12 protein-coding genes are annotated in these 16,044 nt (G+C 45.9%); 4 read left to right on the forward strand and 8 right to left on the reverse strand.

Features of this window, described 5'->3' with window-relative positions; all coding sequences use genetic code 11:
- Nucleotides 1-87: 87 nt before the first annotated feature.
- Nucleotides 88-2,499, forward strand: a complete 2,412-nt coding sequence (locus tag ABDW16_RS05530; RefSeq protein ID WP_343668273.1) for a BamA/TamA family outer membrane protein — start codon at nucleotides 88-90, stop codon at nucleotides 2,497-2,499.
- 88 nt (nucleotides 2,500-2,587) lie between these two features.
- Here ABDW16_RS05530 and truB read toward each other — a convergent pair whose 3' ends face one another.
- Nucleotides 2,588-3,274: a tRNA pseudouridine(55) synthase TruB gene (truB, locus tag ABDW16_RS05535; protein WP_343668275.1), complete on the reverse strand. Its 687-nt coding sequence runs from the start codon at nucleotides 3,272-3,274 to the stop codon at nucleotides 2,588-2,590.
- A gap of 43 nt (nucleotides 3,275-3,317) precedes the next feature.
- Here truB and ABDW16_RS05540 point away from each other — a divergent pair, with 43 nt between their 5' ends.
- Entirely contained in the window at nucleotides 3,318-4,115 is a 798-nt protein-coding gene (locus tag ABDW16_RS05540) for a class I SAM-dependent methyltransferase (protein ID WP_343668277.1), read from the forward strand.
- A 33-nt stretch (nucleotides 4,116-4,148) separates the two neighbouring features.
- On the opposite strand, the gene ABDW16_RS05545 is transcribed toward ABDW16_RS05540, so the two are convergent.
- The 3 genes from ABDW16_RS05545 to ABDW16_RS05555 all read right to left on the reverse strand — a co-directional run bounded on the left by ABDW16_RS05545 (nucleotide 4,149) and on the right by ABDW16_RS05555 (nucleotide 7,398).
- Nucleotides 4,149-4,889 (reverse strand): shikimate dehydrogenase, encoded by a 741-nt coding sequence (locus ABDW16_RS05545; protein WP_343668278.1) that lies wholly within the window; start codon nucleotides 4,887-4,889, stop codon nucleotides 4,149-4,151.
- Between the two features lie 6 nt (nucleotides 4,890-4,895).
- Nucleotides 4,896-5,660: a phosphosulfolactate synthase gene (locus ABDW16_RS05550; protein WP_343668279.1), complete on the reverse strand. Its 765-nt coding sequence runs from the start codon at nucleotides 5,658-5,660 to the stop codon at nucleotides 4,896-4,898.
- A 304-nt stretch (nucleotides 5,661-5,964) separates the two neighbouring features.
- A complete protein-coding gene (locus ABDW16_RS05555; RefSeq protein WP_343668280.1) occupies nucleotides 5,965-7,398 on the reverse strand; it encodes a tetratricopeptide repeat protein in 1,434 nt (477 codons plus the stop codon).
- A 322-nt stretch (nucleotides 7,399-7,720) separates the two neighbouring features.
- Between ABDW16_RS05555 and ABDW16_RS05560 the strand changes: the two genes are divergently transcribed.
- Complete coding sequence (locus ABDW16_RS05560) at nucleotides 7,721-8,101, forward strand: hypothetical protein (protein WP_343668281.1); 381 nt, start codon at nucleotides 7,721-7,723, stop codon at nucleotides 8,099-8,101.
- A gap of 271 nt (nucleotides 8,102-8,372) precedes the next feature.
- Here ABDW16_RS05560 and ABDW16_RS05565 read toward each other — a convergent pair whose 3' ends face one another.
- The 3 genes from ABDW16_RS05565 to pafA all read right to left on the reverse strand — a co-directional run bounded on the left by ABDW16_RS05565 (nucleotide 8,373) and on the right by pafA (nucleotide 11,798).
- Nucleotides 8,373-9,026, reverse strand: a complete 654-nt coding sequence (locus ABDW16_RS05565; protein ID WP_343668282.1) for a hypothetical protein — start codon at nucleotides 9,024-9,026, stop codon at nucleotides 8,373-8,375.
- 131 nt (nucleotides 9,027-9,157) lie between these two features.
- Nucleotides 9,158-9,937 (reverse strand): enoyl-CoA hydratase-related protein, encoded by a 780-nt coding sequence (locus ABDW16_RS05570; RefSeq protein ID WP_343668284.1) that lies wholly within the window; start codon nucleotides 9,935-9,937, stop codon nucleotides 9,158-9,160.
- Nucleotides 9,938-10,118: 181 nt separating this feature from the next.
- Nucleotides 10,119-11,798, reverse strand: coding sequence for an alkaline phosphatase PafA (gene pafA, locus ABDW16_RS05575; RefSeq protein WP_343668286.1), 1,680 nt, complete (start codon nucleotides 11,796-11,798; stop codon nucleotides 10,119-10,121).
- Between the two features lie 105 nt (nucleotides 11,799-11,903).
- On the opposite strand from pafA, the gene ABDW16_RS05580 reads away from it, so the two are divergent.
- On the forward strand, nucleotides 11,904-13,145 hold the full coding sequence (locus ABDW16_RS05580) for a pyridoxal phosphate-dependent aminotransferase family protein (RefSeq protein ID WP_343668287.1): 1,242 nt from the start codon (nucleotides 11,904-11,906) through the stop codon (nucleotides 13,143-13,145).
- Between the two features lie 529 nt (nucleotides 13,146-13,674).
- Here the strand turns inward: ABDW16_RS05580 and purL are convergent.
- On the reverse strand, nucleotides 13,675-15,930 hold the full coding sequence (purL, locus tag ABDW16_RS05585; RefSeq protein ID WP_343668289.1) for a phosphoribosylformylglycinamidine synthase subunit PurL: 2,256 nt from the start codon (nucleotides 15,928-15,930) through the stop codon (nucleotides 13,675-13,677).
- Between the last annotated feature and the right edge of the window lie 114 nt (nucleotides 15,931-16,044).

The raw sequence follows: 16,044 nt of genomic DNA on the forward strand, positions 1-16,044 counted from the left end.
TTCTTTTAATCGGCAAAGCCACACAGGTGAAGGTTCTATGTACGTCATGGAATTCTTGCTATAAACAATAAACATTGTATTGACTAGATGCAGCGGCCACCCTTTCTGAATCTTCTTGTTTCGACGATAACCATACTGGTGCTGGCTGCCTGTTCCAATACTAAGTACCTGCAAAAAAACCAGCAACTCTATATCCAGAGCAATGTGAACGTAAAAGGGGAAGCCACATCCACCGAAAAGCAGGATATTCGCGCCTCCCTCACATCCAAGCAGCTCATGCTGCAGCAGGCCAATACCTCCTTTCTCGGTACCCGCATGAAGGTATGGCTCTATAATCAGAAGAATAAAGAGAAAAAATCCAACTGGTTCTGGAACCTGATGCTCTCCAAGCGCAACCTGGAAGAACCTGTTGTTTACGATTCCATGAAAACCAAGGAGTCTGTAAAAAGAATGGTGAGCTACCTGAATAACCAGGGCTACTTCTACGCCACCGTCGACTATAAGGAAACCACCAGGCACCAGAAGACGAGCGTGACCTACCTGGTAAATACCGGCAAGAACTTCGTGATCAATAGTATCCGCTACGAAGTACCCGATACCAGCATCCTGAAAGTGGTACAGCAAAATGAGAAGCTCTCCCTTATCAAAACCGGCATGTCGTACAAACAGGAGTTGCTGGGCAGTGAAAGGGAAAGACTGATGCGGGTAGTGCGCAATGCCGGTTACTACAAATTTGACAGGGATGCTATCGAGTTCGAAATCGATACCCTGCACAAAACCCTCTTCCGCAACCTCATGAACCCTTTTGAAGGGATCATCAACGTATACAACGAAAAGAAAGGACAAGATAACCCGAAAATGGATATCACTGTCAAAATCAGGAATCCGGACGATACCAGCGCCCGTTACCAGCAATATCACCTGGATAGTGTATACGTGTATCCTGACTATCCGAGCTACGGCAATACCAACGATTCTATATTCAAGCGCCTGGAACGCAATGACCTCATCATCCGCTACCGGCAAAATATATTCAAACCCAGCGTGATTCAGCGCTCTATCAGTCTGCACAATGGTGACCTCTATTCCCAGCAAAAGACGAACGACGCTATCAGCCACCTTTATGACCTGGGCGCATGGCAGTTCGTGACCCTACAGTTCAGGGAGAGCAAAACAAAGCCCAATACGCTGGAGACTTACCTCTTCCTCGCACCTAAGCGCAGACAAGAGCTGGGCGCCAACTTTGAGGTGAGTACCTCCTCTGACTACCTGGTGGGTAGCGGTATCAGCCTGAACTACAAGCACCTGAACGTGGGTCGCTCGGCCACCCAGCTCAATATCGGCCTCAATGGCGGTATTGAACTGATCCGTAACCTGGGTACCTGGATGCTGCAGTCGCAGGAGATTGGCGGACAGGTGAGCCTGATTTTCCCCCGCTTTATCACCCCTTTTCATATCGCATCTAACCGTACCGGCGTCAAAACCCGCCTCACAACAGGTTTTGACTACCTGACCCGTACCGATAAGTTTTATATTTCCAATATCAACGCTTCCTTTGGTTATGAGTGGAAAGAATCTGCTTACAAGGCATGGAATGTAAAACCGATCTCACTAAACTATGTAGGTGTGAACCTGAACCCAACGTTCAGGGCGACAACCGTGGACAATAACCCTTACCTGAAACGCAGCTTTGAACCTGCTTTTATAGGTGGGGAAAACGTCACTTACATTTATAGCAACAATGACCTGCTGCATAAACTGCATAATTCCTACTTCAGGGCCAATATCGAAGAATCCGGTGCATGGCTGAATGGGATCAATAGCCTGATGAGTAGCGCATTTGGCACCAAAAATGACCTGGAATCGCTCACCAATATGGAGATTGCCAACTTCGTAAAAATAGAAGCTGATTACCGGCATTACTGGAACCTGACCCCGCATACCACGCTGGCCACGCGTATTTATGGTGGTGTAGGTGTTCCTTATGGTAAGTCGGATGTAATGCCTTATATCCGCCAGTTTACTGCAGGTGGACCCAACAGTATACGGGCCTGGAGACTGCGTACCCTGGGTCCTGGTACATTTAAAGATACTTCGGCCACAGCGGCTACCTTCCCGGATCAGACAGGTGATATGAAACTGGAAGGGAATATTGAATACCGTTTTGACTTATTGCGTCTTTTCAATGGAACTGTGAACCTGAAAGGGGCAACTTTTGTGGATATGGGTAATATCTGGATGATGAAGAAAGATACTTCGCGTGTAGGTTCTGAATTCAGGCTGAGCAAACTCTACCACGATCTGGCAATAGGTACCGGTGCCGGTTTGAGACTGGACTTTTCATTCTTCCTGATCCGCCTGGACTGGGGAGTGCCTGTGAAAGTGCCTTATTTTACAGGGAACAAGGATGGCTGGTATTTGAGTGAGTGGGATCTGGGTAGTGGAAGCTGGCGCAGGAATAATATTATATGGAACGTGGCGATTGGGTATCCGTTCTAGCATGCATCAATGCGCCAGCGAAGCTAAAGCCGGCCGCAGGCTACGCCCCAAACAAAAACGCTTTTGCCAAAGGCAAAAGCGTTTTTGTTTATATAACTTCGTTTTTTACTTTTTCTATAAACTCCTCCATCCCGTACGCATCTTCCAGCTTATACTCTCCTATCCTCGTTCTGCATAAACTACTCATATATCCACCCACCCCCAAAGCTGCACCAAAATCATTGGCCAGTGAACGGATATAAGTACCCGTACTACATTCCACCCTGAAATGCACCACCGGCAATTCAATTGACGTAATTTCAAACGTCTTTATAAAGATTTTTCTCGGTTCCACCTTTACTTCCACACCTTTGCGTGCCAGCTCATAAATAGGCTTCCCATTTTGCTTGATAGCAGAGTGAATCGGCGGCAACTGCTGCAATTCACCGATGAACGCTTTCGTAGCTGCATGAATTATTTCAGGGGTCAGACCATCCAGTGATTTAAAATCTGTGGGTTCGGACTCCAGGTCATAAGTAGGTGTCACTGCCCCAAGGGTAAATGTACCTGTATATTCTTTTTCCTGCGCCTGCACCTCGTTGATCTTTTTCGTCATCTTCCCGGTACAGCATATAAGCAACCCGGTAGCAAGCGGATCCAGTGTGCCTGCATGACCAGTTTTGGCTTTCGTCGTATTCCTGATTTTCCTCACCACGTCAAAAGAAGTCCAGGTCAAAGGCTTATTGATCAGTATCACCTGTCCTTCTTCGTATTTATTTTTTGCTTGTTGGTTCATGCCGCAAAGATATTTTACTATTTTCACACAATTTTCAAAACATATGTCGTTAATACAACACGGTAATGCAGACGTTAGGTATCAGCAGCAAGTTGATAACTCAGTAAATTACGTCCTGCCATTCATAGAAACTGCGATGCCCATCACGCCGGATATCCGGATCATGGAGATCGGCTGTGGTGAAGGCGGCGTATTAATTCCTTTCCTGGAAAGAGGATGTCATTGTGTGGGAGTAGACCTCTCTGACGACAAGATTGCCCTGGGTCATCAATACCTGAAGCAATATGTAGATGCGGGTCAAATGCAACTGATCAACAAGAATATTTATGACGTTGATTTCCTGGGAGAGTTCAAACACTCTTTCGACCTCATCATCCTCAAAGATGCCATTGAGCACATTCCGGACCAGTCGAAAATCATTGGTTACCTGAAAAACCTGCTGACTCCACGGGGACAGGTATACTTTGGCTTCCCGCCCTGGTATATGCCTCACGGCGGCCACCAGCAGACCTGCCAGAACAAGGTGCTGAACATGATGCCTTATATCCACCTGCTGCCCAATTTCCTGTACAAAGGGTTGCTGCGTGCATTTGGTGAGCCACAGGGCATTATCGATGAACTGATGGAAATTAAGGATACAGGGATCTCTATCGAAAGATTTGAGAAGATAGTGAAGCAACAGGGATACCAGATTTCTAAGAAGCAATTTTACCTGATCAATCCTATTTACAAATACAAATTCGGGCTCAAGCCCAGGGTACAATTTGGTCCTATCGCGGCAGTTCCTTTTGTGCGGAACTTTTTTACGACCTGTGTATACTACACCATTAAGGCTGCATAATAAAAAGCCGGCAAGTGATTGCCGGCTTTTTATTTATAATTTTTCATTCCAGATTTCCCAACTCGCCTCTGCCTGTAAGATCAGCATCTCATGCCCATTCTTGATCGTCGCACCCCGTTCGGCTCCTTTCTGTAAAAAGGCGGTGATAGCAGGATTGTAAATCAGATCGTACAACAGGTGTTGCTCATTCAACTTTTCGTAAGGCAATGCCGGCGCTGCATCTACATTTGGATACATGCCCAGCGGCGTTGTATTGATAATCAGTGTATGGGTAGCGATAACATCAGCAGTAACTGCTTCGTAAGTAATGGTTCCCGCGCTTGCCTGCCTGCTTACTAGTTTGTAAGGAATGTTCAGCGCTTCCAGTACGTATTGTACAGCTTTGGCAGCGCCACCGGTACCCAATACCAGTGCTTTGTTATGATGTGGTTGCAGCAACGGTTCCAGGGAACGCCTGAACCCGATGGCATCGGTATTATGCCCGATCTTGCGACCATTGATGAACCGGATGCAATTCACCGCTTTCATTTTGGCCGCTGCAGGACTCAGTTCATCCAGGTAAGGAATCACTGCTTCCTTGTAAGGAATGGTTACATTCAGGCCATTTAATTCCGTACCATACTTCTCTATCAGTGCTGATAGATCAGTAATAGCAGGCAGAGAAAAGCTGTCATATACACATCCCTGGATGCCTTCCCTGGCAAACTTCTCCGCAAAAAAACCTTTGGAAAAAGAATGACTCAGCGGGTATCCTATCAGACCATATACCTTCATTACCAATTATGCTTTTTCTAAGTACAGGTGGAAAGTATCACCTCTCAGACCTACTCTCATTGCTTCCAGCGCGATTACTTCGGACGGAGCCAGGTTACCCAGGTTCACGTTGCAGCCAATCAGTTCCAGGAAGTACAGCTGTTGTGCTTTCTGAGGCGCTTCCCAAATGATTTTTTCAGATGGTACCTGGGTCAGGATTTCCTGTACCAGACCTTCTCTTACTTCACCAGATCCGCGGTAGATACCTACGTTACCGCTTTCTCTTGCTTCGGCGATCACGTAGCTGGCACCAGCCCCCAGCTCAGCGTTCATCAACTCAATCCATTTATAGGGAGGAATAATGTGCTCAGCGTCTTTAGAACCAACTTCGCTCAATACAGTTGCGATTTTGGAGAGTTTTTCTATATAACCACACTTTTCCGCATGGGGAATGGTGATAGAACCATCAGAAACCTCAACATGCTTAATACCATAATCCTGGATCATACGTACAAAGTCGTCGAACTGGTTACGGATAAGGAATGCTTCAAATAAAGTGCCCCCGAAATAAACAGGGATATTAGCCGCCTGATACACCTCAATCTTTTCACGCAGGTTCGGCGTCACGAATGATGTACCAAATCCCAGCTTCAAGATATCAACGTGCGGAGCTGAAATTGATAAGAAATTCTTTGCTTCCTGCAGGCTCAGGCCTTTGTCCATTACCATGGTCAGACCATAATTGCGCGGTTTCGTCGTACGCTCTGGAATTTGTGTCAGATTAAAATTCATTTGAAACATTTTTATCGTCTTCTTGGTTGGCATTCCAGGCATACAGTTTTGGCCGACAGCCGGAACGCACGTTGGTCAGTTTAGTTGTTGCGGTATGGAATAGTAACTTACCCAAGATAAATAATAGCTATATAAAACCGGCGCGAAATTAACACATTCCCGGCAAACAGGCCCCAAATAAGTAATTTCTATTTAAAAACGCAAGCCCTTACATGCTAAGTGGTTAATTATTAACACTATTTAAGTATAAAAAAAGCGCTTATACCAGGTAGTATAAGCGCCATTTGTCCTATTTCAAGGGAGATTATTTCTTTCTTTTCCGCACTGGTTTGTATTTACTCACCAGTTCCAGCACTCCTGGGTGTTCCAACAGGGTTGGATCGATGGCCAGCATCTTTTTCAGGTGTTTAGGCGATTCCTGCAGGGCGTTTTCCAGCTGCAGCAGACCTTCTTTGTACAGGCCGGTGGCAATGCTGATGGCTGCCTTGCAATATAAGAACACCGGCTTCTGCCCTACTTTGCGGGTAGCTGCTTCCAGCTGGGTCATCGCTTCTTCATAGAAACCGGAGCGGTACAGCCCGGCTATAAATTCCAGCCAGGTATTGGCGCTGGATGGACGGAGGCGTACGGCTGCCAGCAGGTGAATCAGGGCCTCTTTGTTGCGGTCCAGCTCCATGTAGCAGTTGCCCAGGGCTATCAGGTACTCGGCATTATTCTTATTGAGCTTGATGGCGCTCAGGATGGATTTAATGGCATTTTCCCAGTTATTCTCCATAATATACGCAGCGCCGATCTTGTAGTACAATTTATCGTTGCCGGGGCTCAGGTGCGAAGCCTTGCGGTAGTAGTACCTGGCCTGCGTATACTTCTTCTGGCGATCGTAGCAGTGACCGATGGCTTCATAGATCACATCTTCAGGCTTGGCTATTTCCAGGTGCTTTTTCAGCACATCGATGGCATCGGCATACTTGCGGAGGCGGATGAAAGCATCCCCCATGTTCCGGTAAGCATAGTCGAATTTTTCGTCAATAACGATCGCGTACTGGTAAGCGTCAATTGCCTTTTCATATAGTTTGAGCCCCTGGTAAGCGGTACCCAGGTTGAACCAGGCCAGCTGATTGTAAGGGTGCTCATTGATAATGCTGGTATGGAGGCGGATACTTTCTTCGTTGCGACCGGTGAATTCTGTCCAGAAGCAGATCTTGTGCAGCGCTTCTTCGTTGTTCGGCGCATGCTCCAGGGTCATTTTCAGGCATTCGAACACTTTGTCGAACTCCTCGCAGTCGTCATACACATCGGCCAGCTCGAGTAATAGTTCCGTTTTATCATCTCCGTCAAACACGCCGATTTGTTCCTCCAGCAGAGCAGCAGCCTTCTGGTGCTGGTTCATGGCCAGGTAAACGTCGGTTTGCAGGATGTAAAGATTGATATCAGTGCTGTCGAGGATGGCTGCTTTTTCCAGCAGTTCCATGGCCTCCTGGTATTTTTTGGACTCTATTAAAAGGTTGGCTTTTTTGAGTAGAAGTGTCGAAGAGTAGGGGAACTGTTCAATAGCCAGTTCGGCCGCTTGCATTGCGTTGGGGAGTTCATCATGCTCATCATAGTAGTCTATGATCAGTTCGAAGGAATCCTCATCAAGGAAACTGTGAGACTGTCCGGATTTCAGGTTTTCAAACTGCTGTAACAAGTCTCTTATCTCCTCAAAATCATCGTTTAAAAATGGGAAGTCTTGATTCATTAATGTAAATATAAGTATTTTTTGATTCCTCAGCTGCGAGCCTGGCAGGCAGTCGCTATCTCTGAATTTTTTCCTTTGTCTGCATTAATCTTTTAACAACATGATGAGTCAAAAGAATGTTAAAACTGTCCCTACCGATGTCAGCTATTCATATCTTAGGTGGCAAAAATCCTGCCGCAGGATTAAACTACAGGAATAAAAGAAAGTCTTTCCTGATTCTCAGCATATTTAACACAGTTTAACATAACTTTAGGAAATTTTTATTAACTTCGTTAAGGAAGTGTTATATAATATATAAAAAAGTTTGTACATTTGTGATACAATGAAACAGATTACTACCATATTTAAGACCTTTTCATTGTCTTTTTTGTTGGCCGGTGTAATGGCTCTGGTAGCCACCAGCGCATACGCCAGTGATAATATTACAAACGATAATAAAGACAAAGGAAAGAAGGCTGAAGAAAAGCTTTCCCTTAGCGCTATGCCTAAGGCAAACCTGAGCCTGGATGCGGGATATCGCTTCAATGCGATCAACGCAGGCTTCAAGTTGTCTGACGATAATACCTCATGGAATTTTAAGTCTACCATGACTATTAAGCAGGGGAATGTGACCTATGTCCTGCCTTATGCTGCCCAGATTCAACAGCCATCCAACATGGGCTACCATCATTTGCAGATTATTCTGCCATTGAGAAAGAACTAATCACATTTGCATATAGCGCATAGAGAATGCCCTGGCTTCGCCAGGGCATTTTTATTTTTGGTCGTTTAGGGAAGGGGGCTTTTTGCTGGCCGCAGGAAGGGTTCTTTTTGCCGTTTGCAGGAGGGCCGCTCCCCAAATTTGCGTGCTCCAGCCATCCGCAGGACTATCCCTCCCAATCGAAGCGTTCATGCCTGCGGCATGAACGCTTCGATTGGCCCAAAACAAAAAAAGGCCCCGGTATCCCGGAGCCTTCTCTTAATTATTTTAAAATCTAACTTCCCATCCTTGCCAACTCCTCCCTACTAATCTCCTTATACCCCGCCTTTGGCACATCAAAATAAGACCCCGGCACTGCATTCAACTCTACTGACACCGCTATCATCGTCATCTTTCCACCATTCTTATTCAATATCTCAAACTGTAACGGTATCCCTCTCAAATTCACAAACCGCCTGTTGTATTGCCTGTTTTCCGGCTGCAAATCAGTGGTATAATACACTTCGAAACTCGTTCCATCCGGTAGTTTCGCCGTTGCCTTCCGGCAATTGTACCCCGCTATCTTCTTCGTTTCATTCCCATCTTTGAACTGTGCGGCGGAGTACAACTTCAATTCCTTCTCATATTCTTCCTTCCCGGCCCGGGTCAGGTACTTATCCCCATGATTATTAATCAATGTCACCACCGATTCTTCCTTACTGTTTATCAGGTAGCTGATATGGACTTCACTGAAATCTATATCCACACGGCTTTGATGACCTTTCATGTACTGGGTGAGCGTGCCTCCTGTAAAACCGGAGTCTGTAGCCGACTGGCCGGAGGATTGCATATTGTATACAATTTTTGCATCGGACACCAGTCGTTGCGCATACGACTGGCTGGTAGTGACCACCACCAATAACAAAAACGTGAAAAGAGCTTTTTGCATGACAGTTAAGTGTTTCGTATAAAAAGTTTTATCGGTTAAATACCGGACGCCTGGCATGCATTTGTCCTATTGGGATAGGGATCATTGTCATGCTTCGGTTTCATAGGTAATATTGAAAAAATCGTACCGGTTTACCATGTCATTTTCTGCCTGTCCAGGAAAGCCTGTATACCCCGCTGACAATCAGCATGTTCACGGGTTACGGCATTTTCTGCGGCAGCGTGTTCCAATGCTTCATCGAGTGGCAGGTCGTAAACCCGGGTGATTAACCGCTTTGTTACTTTTAACGAATTGCCCGAAGCATTGTTACAGAGATCTTCCGCCACCTGTGCCACATGAGCCGCTATTTCTCCGGCTGGTACCACCTGCGTGATTAAACCATAGCGTTCAGCTTCTGTTGCAGTGATCAATCTGCCCGTTAAAAGCAATTCGCGGGCCCTTCCCTCCCCTATTTTCCGTACGAGGAACACTGATACCAGTGCAGGGATAAAACCGATTTTCACCTCTGTATAGCCCAGTTTTGCTTCAGGCACGGCATAACTCAGGTCGCACAGCGTAACTAACCCACAGCCACCTGCTATAGCATGGCCTTCTACCTGGGCAATGACTACCTTGTCATGGTAATAGATCTTTTTCATCAGTGCCATCAAAGCACGGGAGTCTGCCAGGTTTTCTTCCCTGGTATTCTTTTGTAATTGTTGCAGGGATTCCAGGTCCGCACCGGCGCAAAACGCCTCTCCGGAACCTTTTAATACGATCACTTTCACAACGGCGTCTTTGGCCGCTGCGTCCAGTGCTGCCTGCAATTCTGTTACCATTGCGGCATTCAACGCATTGCGCTTTTCCGGGCGGTGGAGTGTGACGGTAGCCACACGACCGGATACATCATATAGGATATGCTCGTATTTCATTAAGCTTTAAGTGGCGAAGCTGGTTTCGCTGAATGAATATACTAATTTCTGCAAACTTAGTTCAACCTGTAATCTACTGTCGTGAACATAAGAGTAACGTTCTCATAAGCGGGTATGGTATGTGTCTTTCTCTAATATAAAAAAAGAACGCTTCTACTTTAGTAGAAGCGTTCTTAATATTTTAGTGAGCAATTGCATCTATCACTAACCCTACATTTCCACTCGGCATCTGTATTCTTAATAAAGCTGCTATCGTAGGTGCTATATCCGTCATCCCTGTTAGCGCATTGCTTTTTCCGGGATGTATGCCCCATCCCATCCAGACTAATGGAATATGTGCATCGTAAGGATACCATAAGCCATGCGTAGTTCCTGTTTTCCCCCCTTCAATGTAGCCAGGACGGATGATATATTGTATATCGCCGCTGCGCTTTGCATTGTACCCGTTAACGAGCATATTTTTCAATGGATTTGGAATAATCATATTCATCAGGTCATATAAGGGAAACGCATTCGCAATCGCGGTATCTTTCAATAATTCCTTTGCGGCTACGTCCGCAATATCCTTCACAGATTTACCAGCTTTCTCAATGCCTTCGTGATCCAGGTACAATTGATAATTGCTCGCGCCAATCACCGCTTTATCCACACCAAAGCGCTCTTTTACAACCGCATTTATTTGTTTGATATCTGAAGCCACGTTCCAGCTGCCGCCTGGTAATTTATTCTCCCTGGAAAAACCTGGTACATGTGCCACACCATGATCTGCCGTGAGGAACACGAGGTATTGTCCTTTTCCCACAGTGGCATCCAGGTATTTGAAAAAGGCAGCGAGGTCTTTATCTAATCTCAGGTAGGTATCTTCTGCTTCGATAGAATTAGGTCCATACTGGTGCCCTACATAATCAGTAGAAGAAAGGCTGATAGTCAGCATATCCGTCACGCCATTATTCCCCAGGCGGTAAGCATTCACTGCCTTCCGGGCAAAATCCAGGGTCATGGTATTGCCATAGGGTGTACCAGCAATCCCTTTATTGGCATTTGCACTCATGTCATGCGGGAATACAGGAGTAACACCTTCATAAGCGTTGTTATCTGCAGCACTCTGTGTATAACTTTCGATAGGGTACAGGGTATTCCAGGGCTGCTCCAGGTACTGTGCCGGCCATTTTTCCCTGTTATAGTTTTCTACCCAGTCAGGCAGGCGGTTCATATAATAAGAACTGGTAATCCAGTTGCCGGTAGTACCATCATACCAGTAAGCCGCTGTAGCGCTATGGCCCGCGGGCAGAATAGATCCCCTGTCTTTAATCGCCACGCCTACCACTTTACTTTTGAAATTGGTAGCCATCCTCAGTTCATCGCCGATAGTGGTCACCTGCATATTCTCAGGACTCATTTTTCCTGCATTGGAAGTGCTGCCCACCGTGCTGACCGTACTATCTTCCGCACAATATATCTCCCTGTTCAGGGTAGGGCTAAACCATTCATTGCCCACAATTCCGTGTACGGCAGGTACAGAACCTGTATAAACACAGGTATGACCAGCAGCCGTAACTGTTGGAGTATAATTAATTAATGTATTTTCGCAGGAGAATCCTTCCCGCAACATCCGTTTGAAGCCACCATCACTATAACGGTTGTTAAAGCGATACAGGTAGTCCCAACGCATTTGATCCACCACAATGCCAACTACTAGTTTGGGGCGGCCTGACGGCGGCACGGCCGGCTTACTCCAGGCAGTAGCCTGACCAGGTTTTGGAGAGGTAGCTTTTTGGCCACTTACCTGGTTAAAAAAGACGCAATTAACCGTAACCAATGCTATCGTTAAAATCTTCGGGCTAAGAATTCTTTTATACATTATTATTTTTTAACATTTTGAAATGTAACCCAAGTTTACAAAAACTAATATTTTAATACCTTTGTGGCAAATTTAAAACAAGCACTATTAATCATTATTTAACATATGGATATATTCGAGAAACTGCTGAAACACATGGGCCCTATCGGGGAACACTCAGAAAGAGCCCACGGTTATTTCGCGTTCCCTAAGCTGGAAGGTGAAATTGGTCCCCGTATGAAGTTCCGGGGCAATGAGAAAATCATTTGGAGCCTGAACAACTATCTCGGCCTGGCTAACCACCCCGAGGTACGTGCTACAGATGCTAAAGCAGCAGCGGATTTCGGTCTTGCCACGCCAATGGGAGCCCGTATGATGAGTGGTAACACGAACTACCACGAAAAGCTGGAAAAAGAATTATCCGATTACATGGGTAAGGAAGACACAGCCCTCCTTAACTATGGTTACCAGGGTATCATGAGTGCCATCGATGCAGTATGCGGCCGTCGTGACGTGATCGTGTATGATGCTGAATGTCACGCCAGTATTATCGACGGTTTGCGTTTACACCAGGGTCACCGTTATGTGTTCAAGCACAATGACATCGAGGACCTGGAAAAACAACTGAAACGTGCTGAAGACCTGATCAAAGGTACCACTGGTGGTATCCTCGTGATCACTGAAGGTGTATTTGGTATGGCTGGTGACCAGGGTAAACTGAAGGAAATCGCTGCCCTGAAAGACAAATATGAGTTCCGCTTCATAGTAGATGATGCACATGGTTTCGGTACAATGGGTAAAACCGGTGCCGGTACTGGTGAAGAACAAGGTGTACAGGACAAAATTGACCTGGTATTCAATACCTTCGCTAAATCCGGTGCTTCTATCGGTGCTTTCATCAGTGGTGAAAAGCAAATTATCAACTACCTGCGTTACAACATGCGTTCCCAGATCTTCGCAAAATCAGTTCCATTGCCACTGGTAATCGGTCACCTGAAACGCGTAGAACTGATGCGTCACCATCCTGAACTGAAAGCTAAGCTCTGGTCTAATGTAAACAAATTGCAGTCTGGCCTGAAAGAGCGCGGTTTCGACATAGGTAGCACCAATTCTCCTGTTACACCGATCTACCTGCAGGGTGATATTCCTGAAGCAACTGCAATGTGCCTGGACCTGCGTGAGAACTACAATGTATTCTGCTCTATCGTGGTTTACCCTGTAATTCCTAAAGGTCAGATCATTTACCGCCTGATTCCAACTGCAGCACATAACGATGAAGACATCGAGCTGACGTTGCGTGCATTCAGCGAAACGAAAGAAAAGCTGGATAAGAAGGTGTATAAAGTAGCCGAAATACCAATGGTATAATAATTAATCTATTTATCCGCATAAAAAAAGCTTTTGCCGTAGGCAAAAGCTTTTTTTATGCAATATGGATTTGCCTGCAGCAGGTCAAAAACAAGGGAGCCCTTCGTTTTAAAACGAAGGGCTCCTCTACAAATCTTTCTTTCTCACTAGGTGTAAATCACTTAGCTTTCATTAGGACATGGTAAGTTTAACAATTGGTTTTCATAGAATGGGAATCAATAAGACTCCTGGATATTTTTATACTTAAAGCCCCTGACAACTGGACTTGTATTTTGCATCTCTCTAAATCAAAAATAGTCTACATATGGTAATATAAATTCACACGAAGATGCTATTTTGTTAATGAGTTGTTAAAGTAAATACATCGTACAATAAAACCCCTTTTTCAGGCAAACCCTTTACCAGTAAGGATTAAGCAAATTCACTACTTTTTGTAAGTGTATGATGAACAGCTAAAAAAGAGAAAAGGTGCAACATAACACCCATGTGGGATATATGTCACACCTTATAGCCTTTAAAAGGTTGTTGCTTATGCTAAATTGCTTTCGATAGCAGTATCATACTGTTGCTTCCACTGGCTCACTTTACCCCAGTCATCACCATCTACAACTACATGCTCACCCTTCACGGTACCTATCTTCTCATATCGAACAGAGTATTCAGTAGCATCTACCAGTCCATGGAGCAATGCTTCAAATTTCTCCTTATCCTCAGGTCTTACAGTGACTACTGCACGGCTCTGGCTTTCACCAAACAGGTAAGCATCCTTACGGAAGTTAGGATTGGTGTGTACATCAAAACCTAATCCGCTGCTCATGGCGCTTTCCAGCAGGGTAATGAACAGACCACCTTCGCTCACATCGTGTGCAGACTGGATCAGACCTGCTTTATTCAGTTTGGTGATTGCGTGCTGCAGCTGTGCTTCTTCTTCCAGGCTGAAGTGAGGAACCGGGCTGAATTCGATGCCGATCAGCTTGTGCAGGTATTCAGAGCTGCTGATATCGTTACGGCTACGGCCCAACAGGTACACCAGGTGACCAGCTTCTTTGAAGTTCAGGGTCATACGGTCTTCGATGCTATCCAGGATACCCAGCATACCGATAGTAGGCGTAGGATATACAGGACCTTCAGGAGACTGGTTATAGAAGCTCACGTTACCACCGGTAACAGGGGTATTGAATTTACGGCAAGCTTCACCCATACCTTTAATAGCGTGTACGAACTGGTAGTATACTTCAGGATCATAAGGATTACCGAAGTTCAGACAGTTTGTAATTGCTACAGGCTCACCACCGCTACATACGATGTTGCGGGCAGCTTCGGCTACAGCGATCTGACCACCGATCTGAGGGTCAGCATATACAAAACGGCTGTTACAGTCGGTAGTTACGGCCAGTACTTTCTTCGTGCCTTTTACGGTTACGATAGCAGCGTCACTTGGCGCGTTGGTAGTGGCATTTGCTGCACCCACCATGCTGTCGTACTGGGTATAGATCCAGCGCTTGGAAGCAATGTTAGGCAGCTTTACCAGCCTTTCTGCTGCAAACTGTGCATGCAGGGTATCCGGAATATTCTGGATATTGAAGGCTTTAATTTTTTCGAAATAAACAGGCTCTGTATAAGCGCGGTGATACTGGGGAGCACCACCACCCAGCACCAGGCTTTCGGCAGGTACATCTGCTTCGAGCACATCGTTCATATAGAACTTCAGTGACTTGTCGGTAGTTACTTCACCGATCTGCACACAGTGCAGGTCCCATTTTTCAAATATTTTCAGCACTTCGGCTTCCTGGCCTTTGTGCAATACGATCAGCATTCTTTCCTGGCTTTCGCTCAGCAGCATTTCCCATGCTTTCATGTTCTGCTGGCGGGTAGGTACCTTATCCAGGTGGATAATCATACCATGTTCTCCTTTCGCACTCATTTCCGCGGTAGAACAGGTGATACCAGCTGCACCCATATCCTGCATACCTACCAGCGCACCGGTTGGGATGATTTCAAGACATGCTTCCAGCAGTTTCTTTTCCTGGAATGGATCTCCTACCTGTACGGAAGGCAGATCTTCCACGCTGTCTTCGGTGATGTTCGCGCTCGCGAATGATGCACCGCCTATACCATCTTTACCGGTTGCAGAACCTACGATGAATACAGGATTGCCAGCACCATAAGAAGTGGCAGATACTGTCTGGCCTACTTTTACCACCCCAACGCTCATTGCGTTTACGAGCGGGTTGGTGCCGTAGCAATCTTCGAAGTAAGTCTCACCAGCCACGGTAGGCACACCAAAACAGTTGCCATAATGACCGATGCCATGCACAATACCTTTTAACAGGTGCTGTGTTTTCTTGTCATTCAGATTGCCAAAACGCAGAGAGTTCAATGCAGCAATGGGGCGGGCACCCATCGTGAAAATATCACGGTGAATACCACCTACACCGGTAGCCGCACCCTGGAATGGTTCGATAGCGGAAGGGTGGTTATGTGATTCAATTTTGAATACACAGGCATAACCATCGCCTATATCTACCAGACCGGCATTCTCTTCACCTGCCTTTACCAGCAGGCGCTCCCCGTCGCGGGGCAGCGTTTTTAACCACACGATTGAGTTCTTGTAACTGCAATGCTCGCTCCACATTACAGAATACATACTCAGTTCAGTGAAGTTTGGCGTACGGCCAAGGATGTTCTTTATGCGCTCAAATTCGTCTGCAGTAAGCCCCAGCTGTTCGGCTGTTTCAACGGTCGTCTGGGAGAACTTATCTGGAGTTTCTACGGAAGTTTGCATGTAACTAGATGTATGAGTACGATATTTAAAAGAAGATGCAAACCTACAGGTTTTTCCTGCAATTGACAAGGAAAACACCTGTCGGTAGCTACCATTTTAACTGGAAATTATATC

The sequence above is a fragment of the Chitinophaga sp. genome (assembly GCF_039596135.1).
In the GTDB taxonomy this organism is placed as follows: Bacteria; Bacteroidota; Bacteroidia; order Chitinophagales; family Chitinophagaceae; genus Chitinophaga.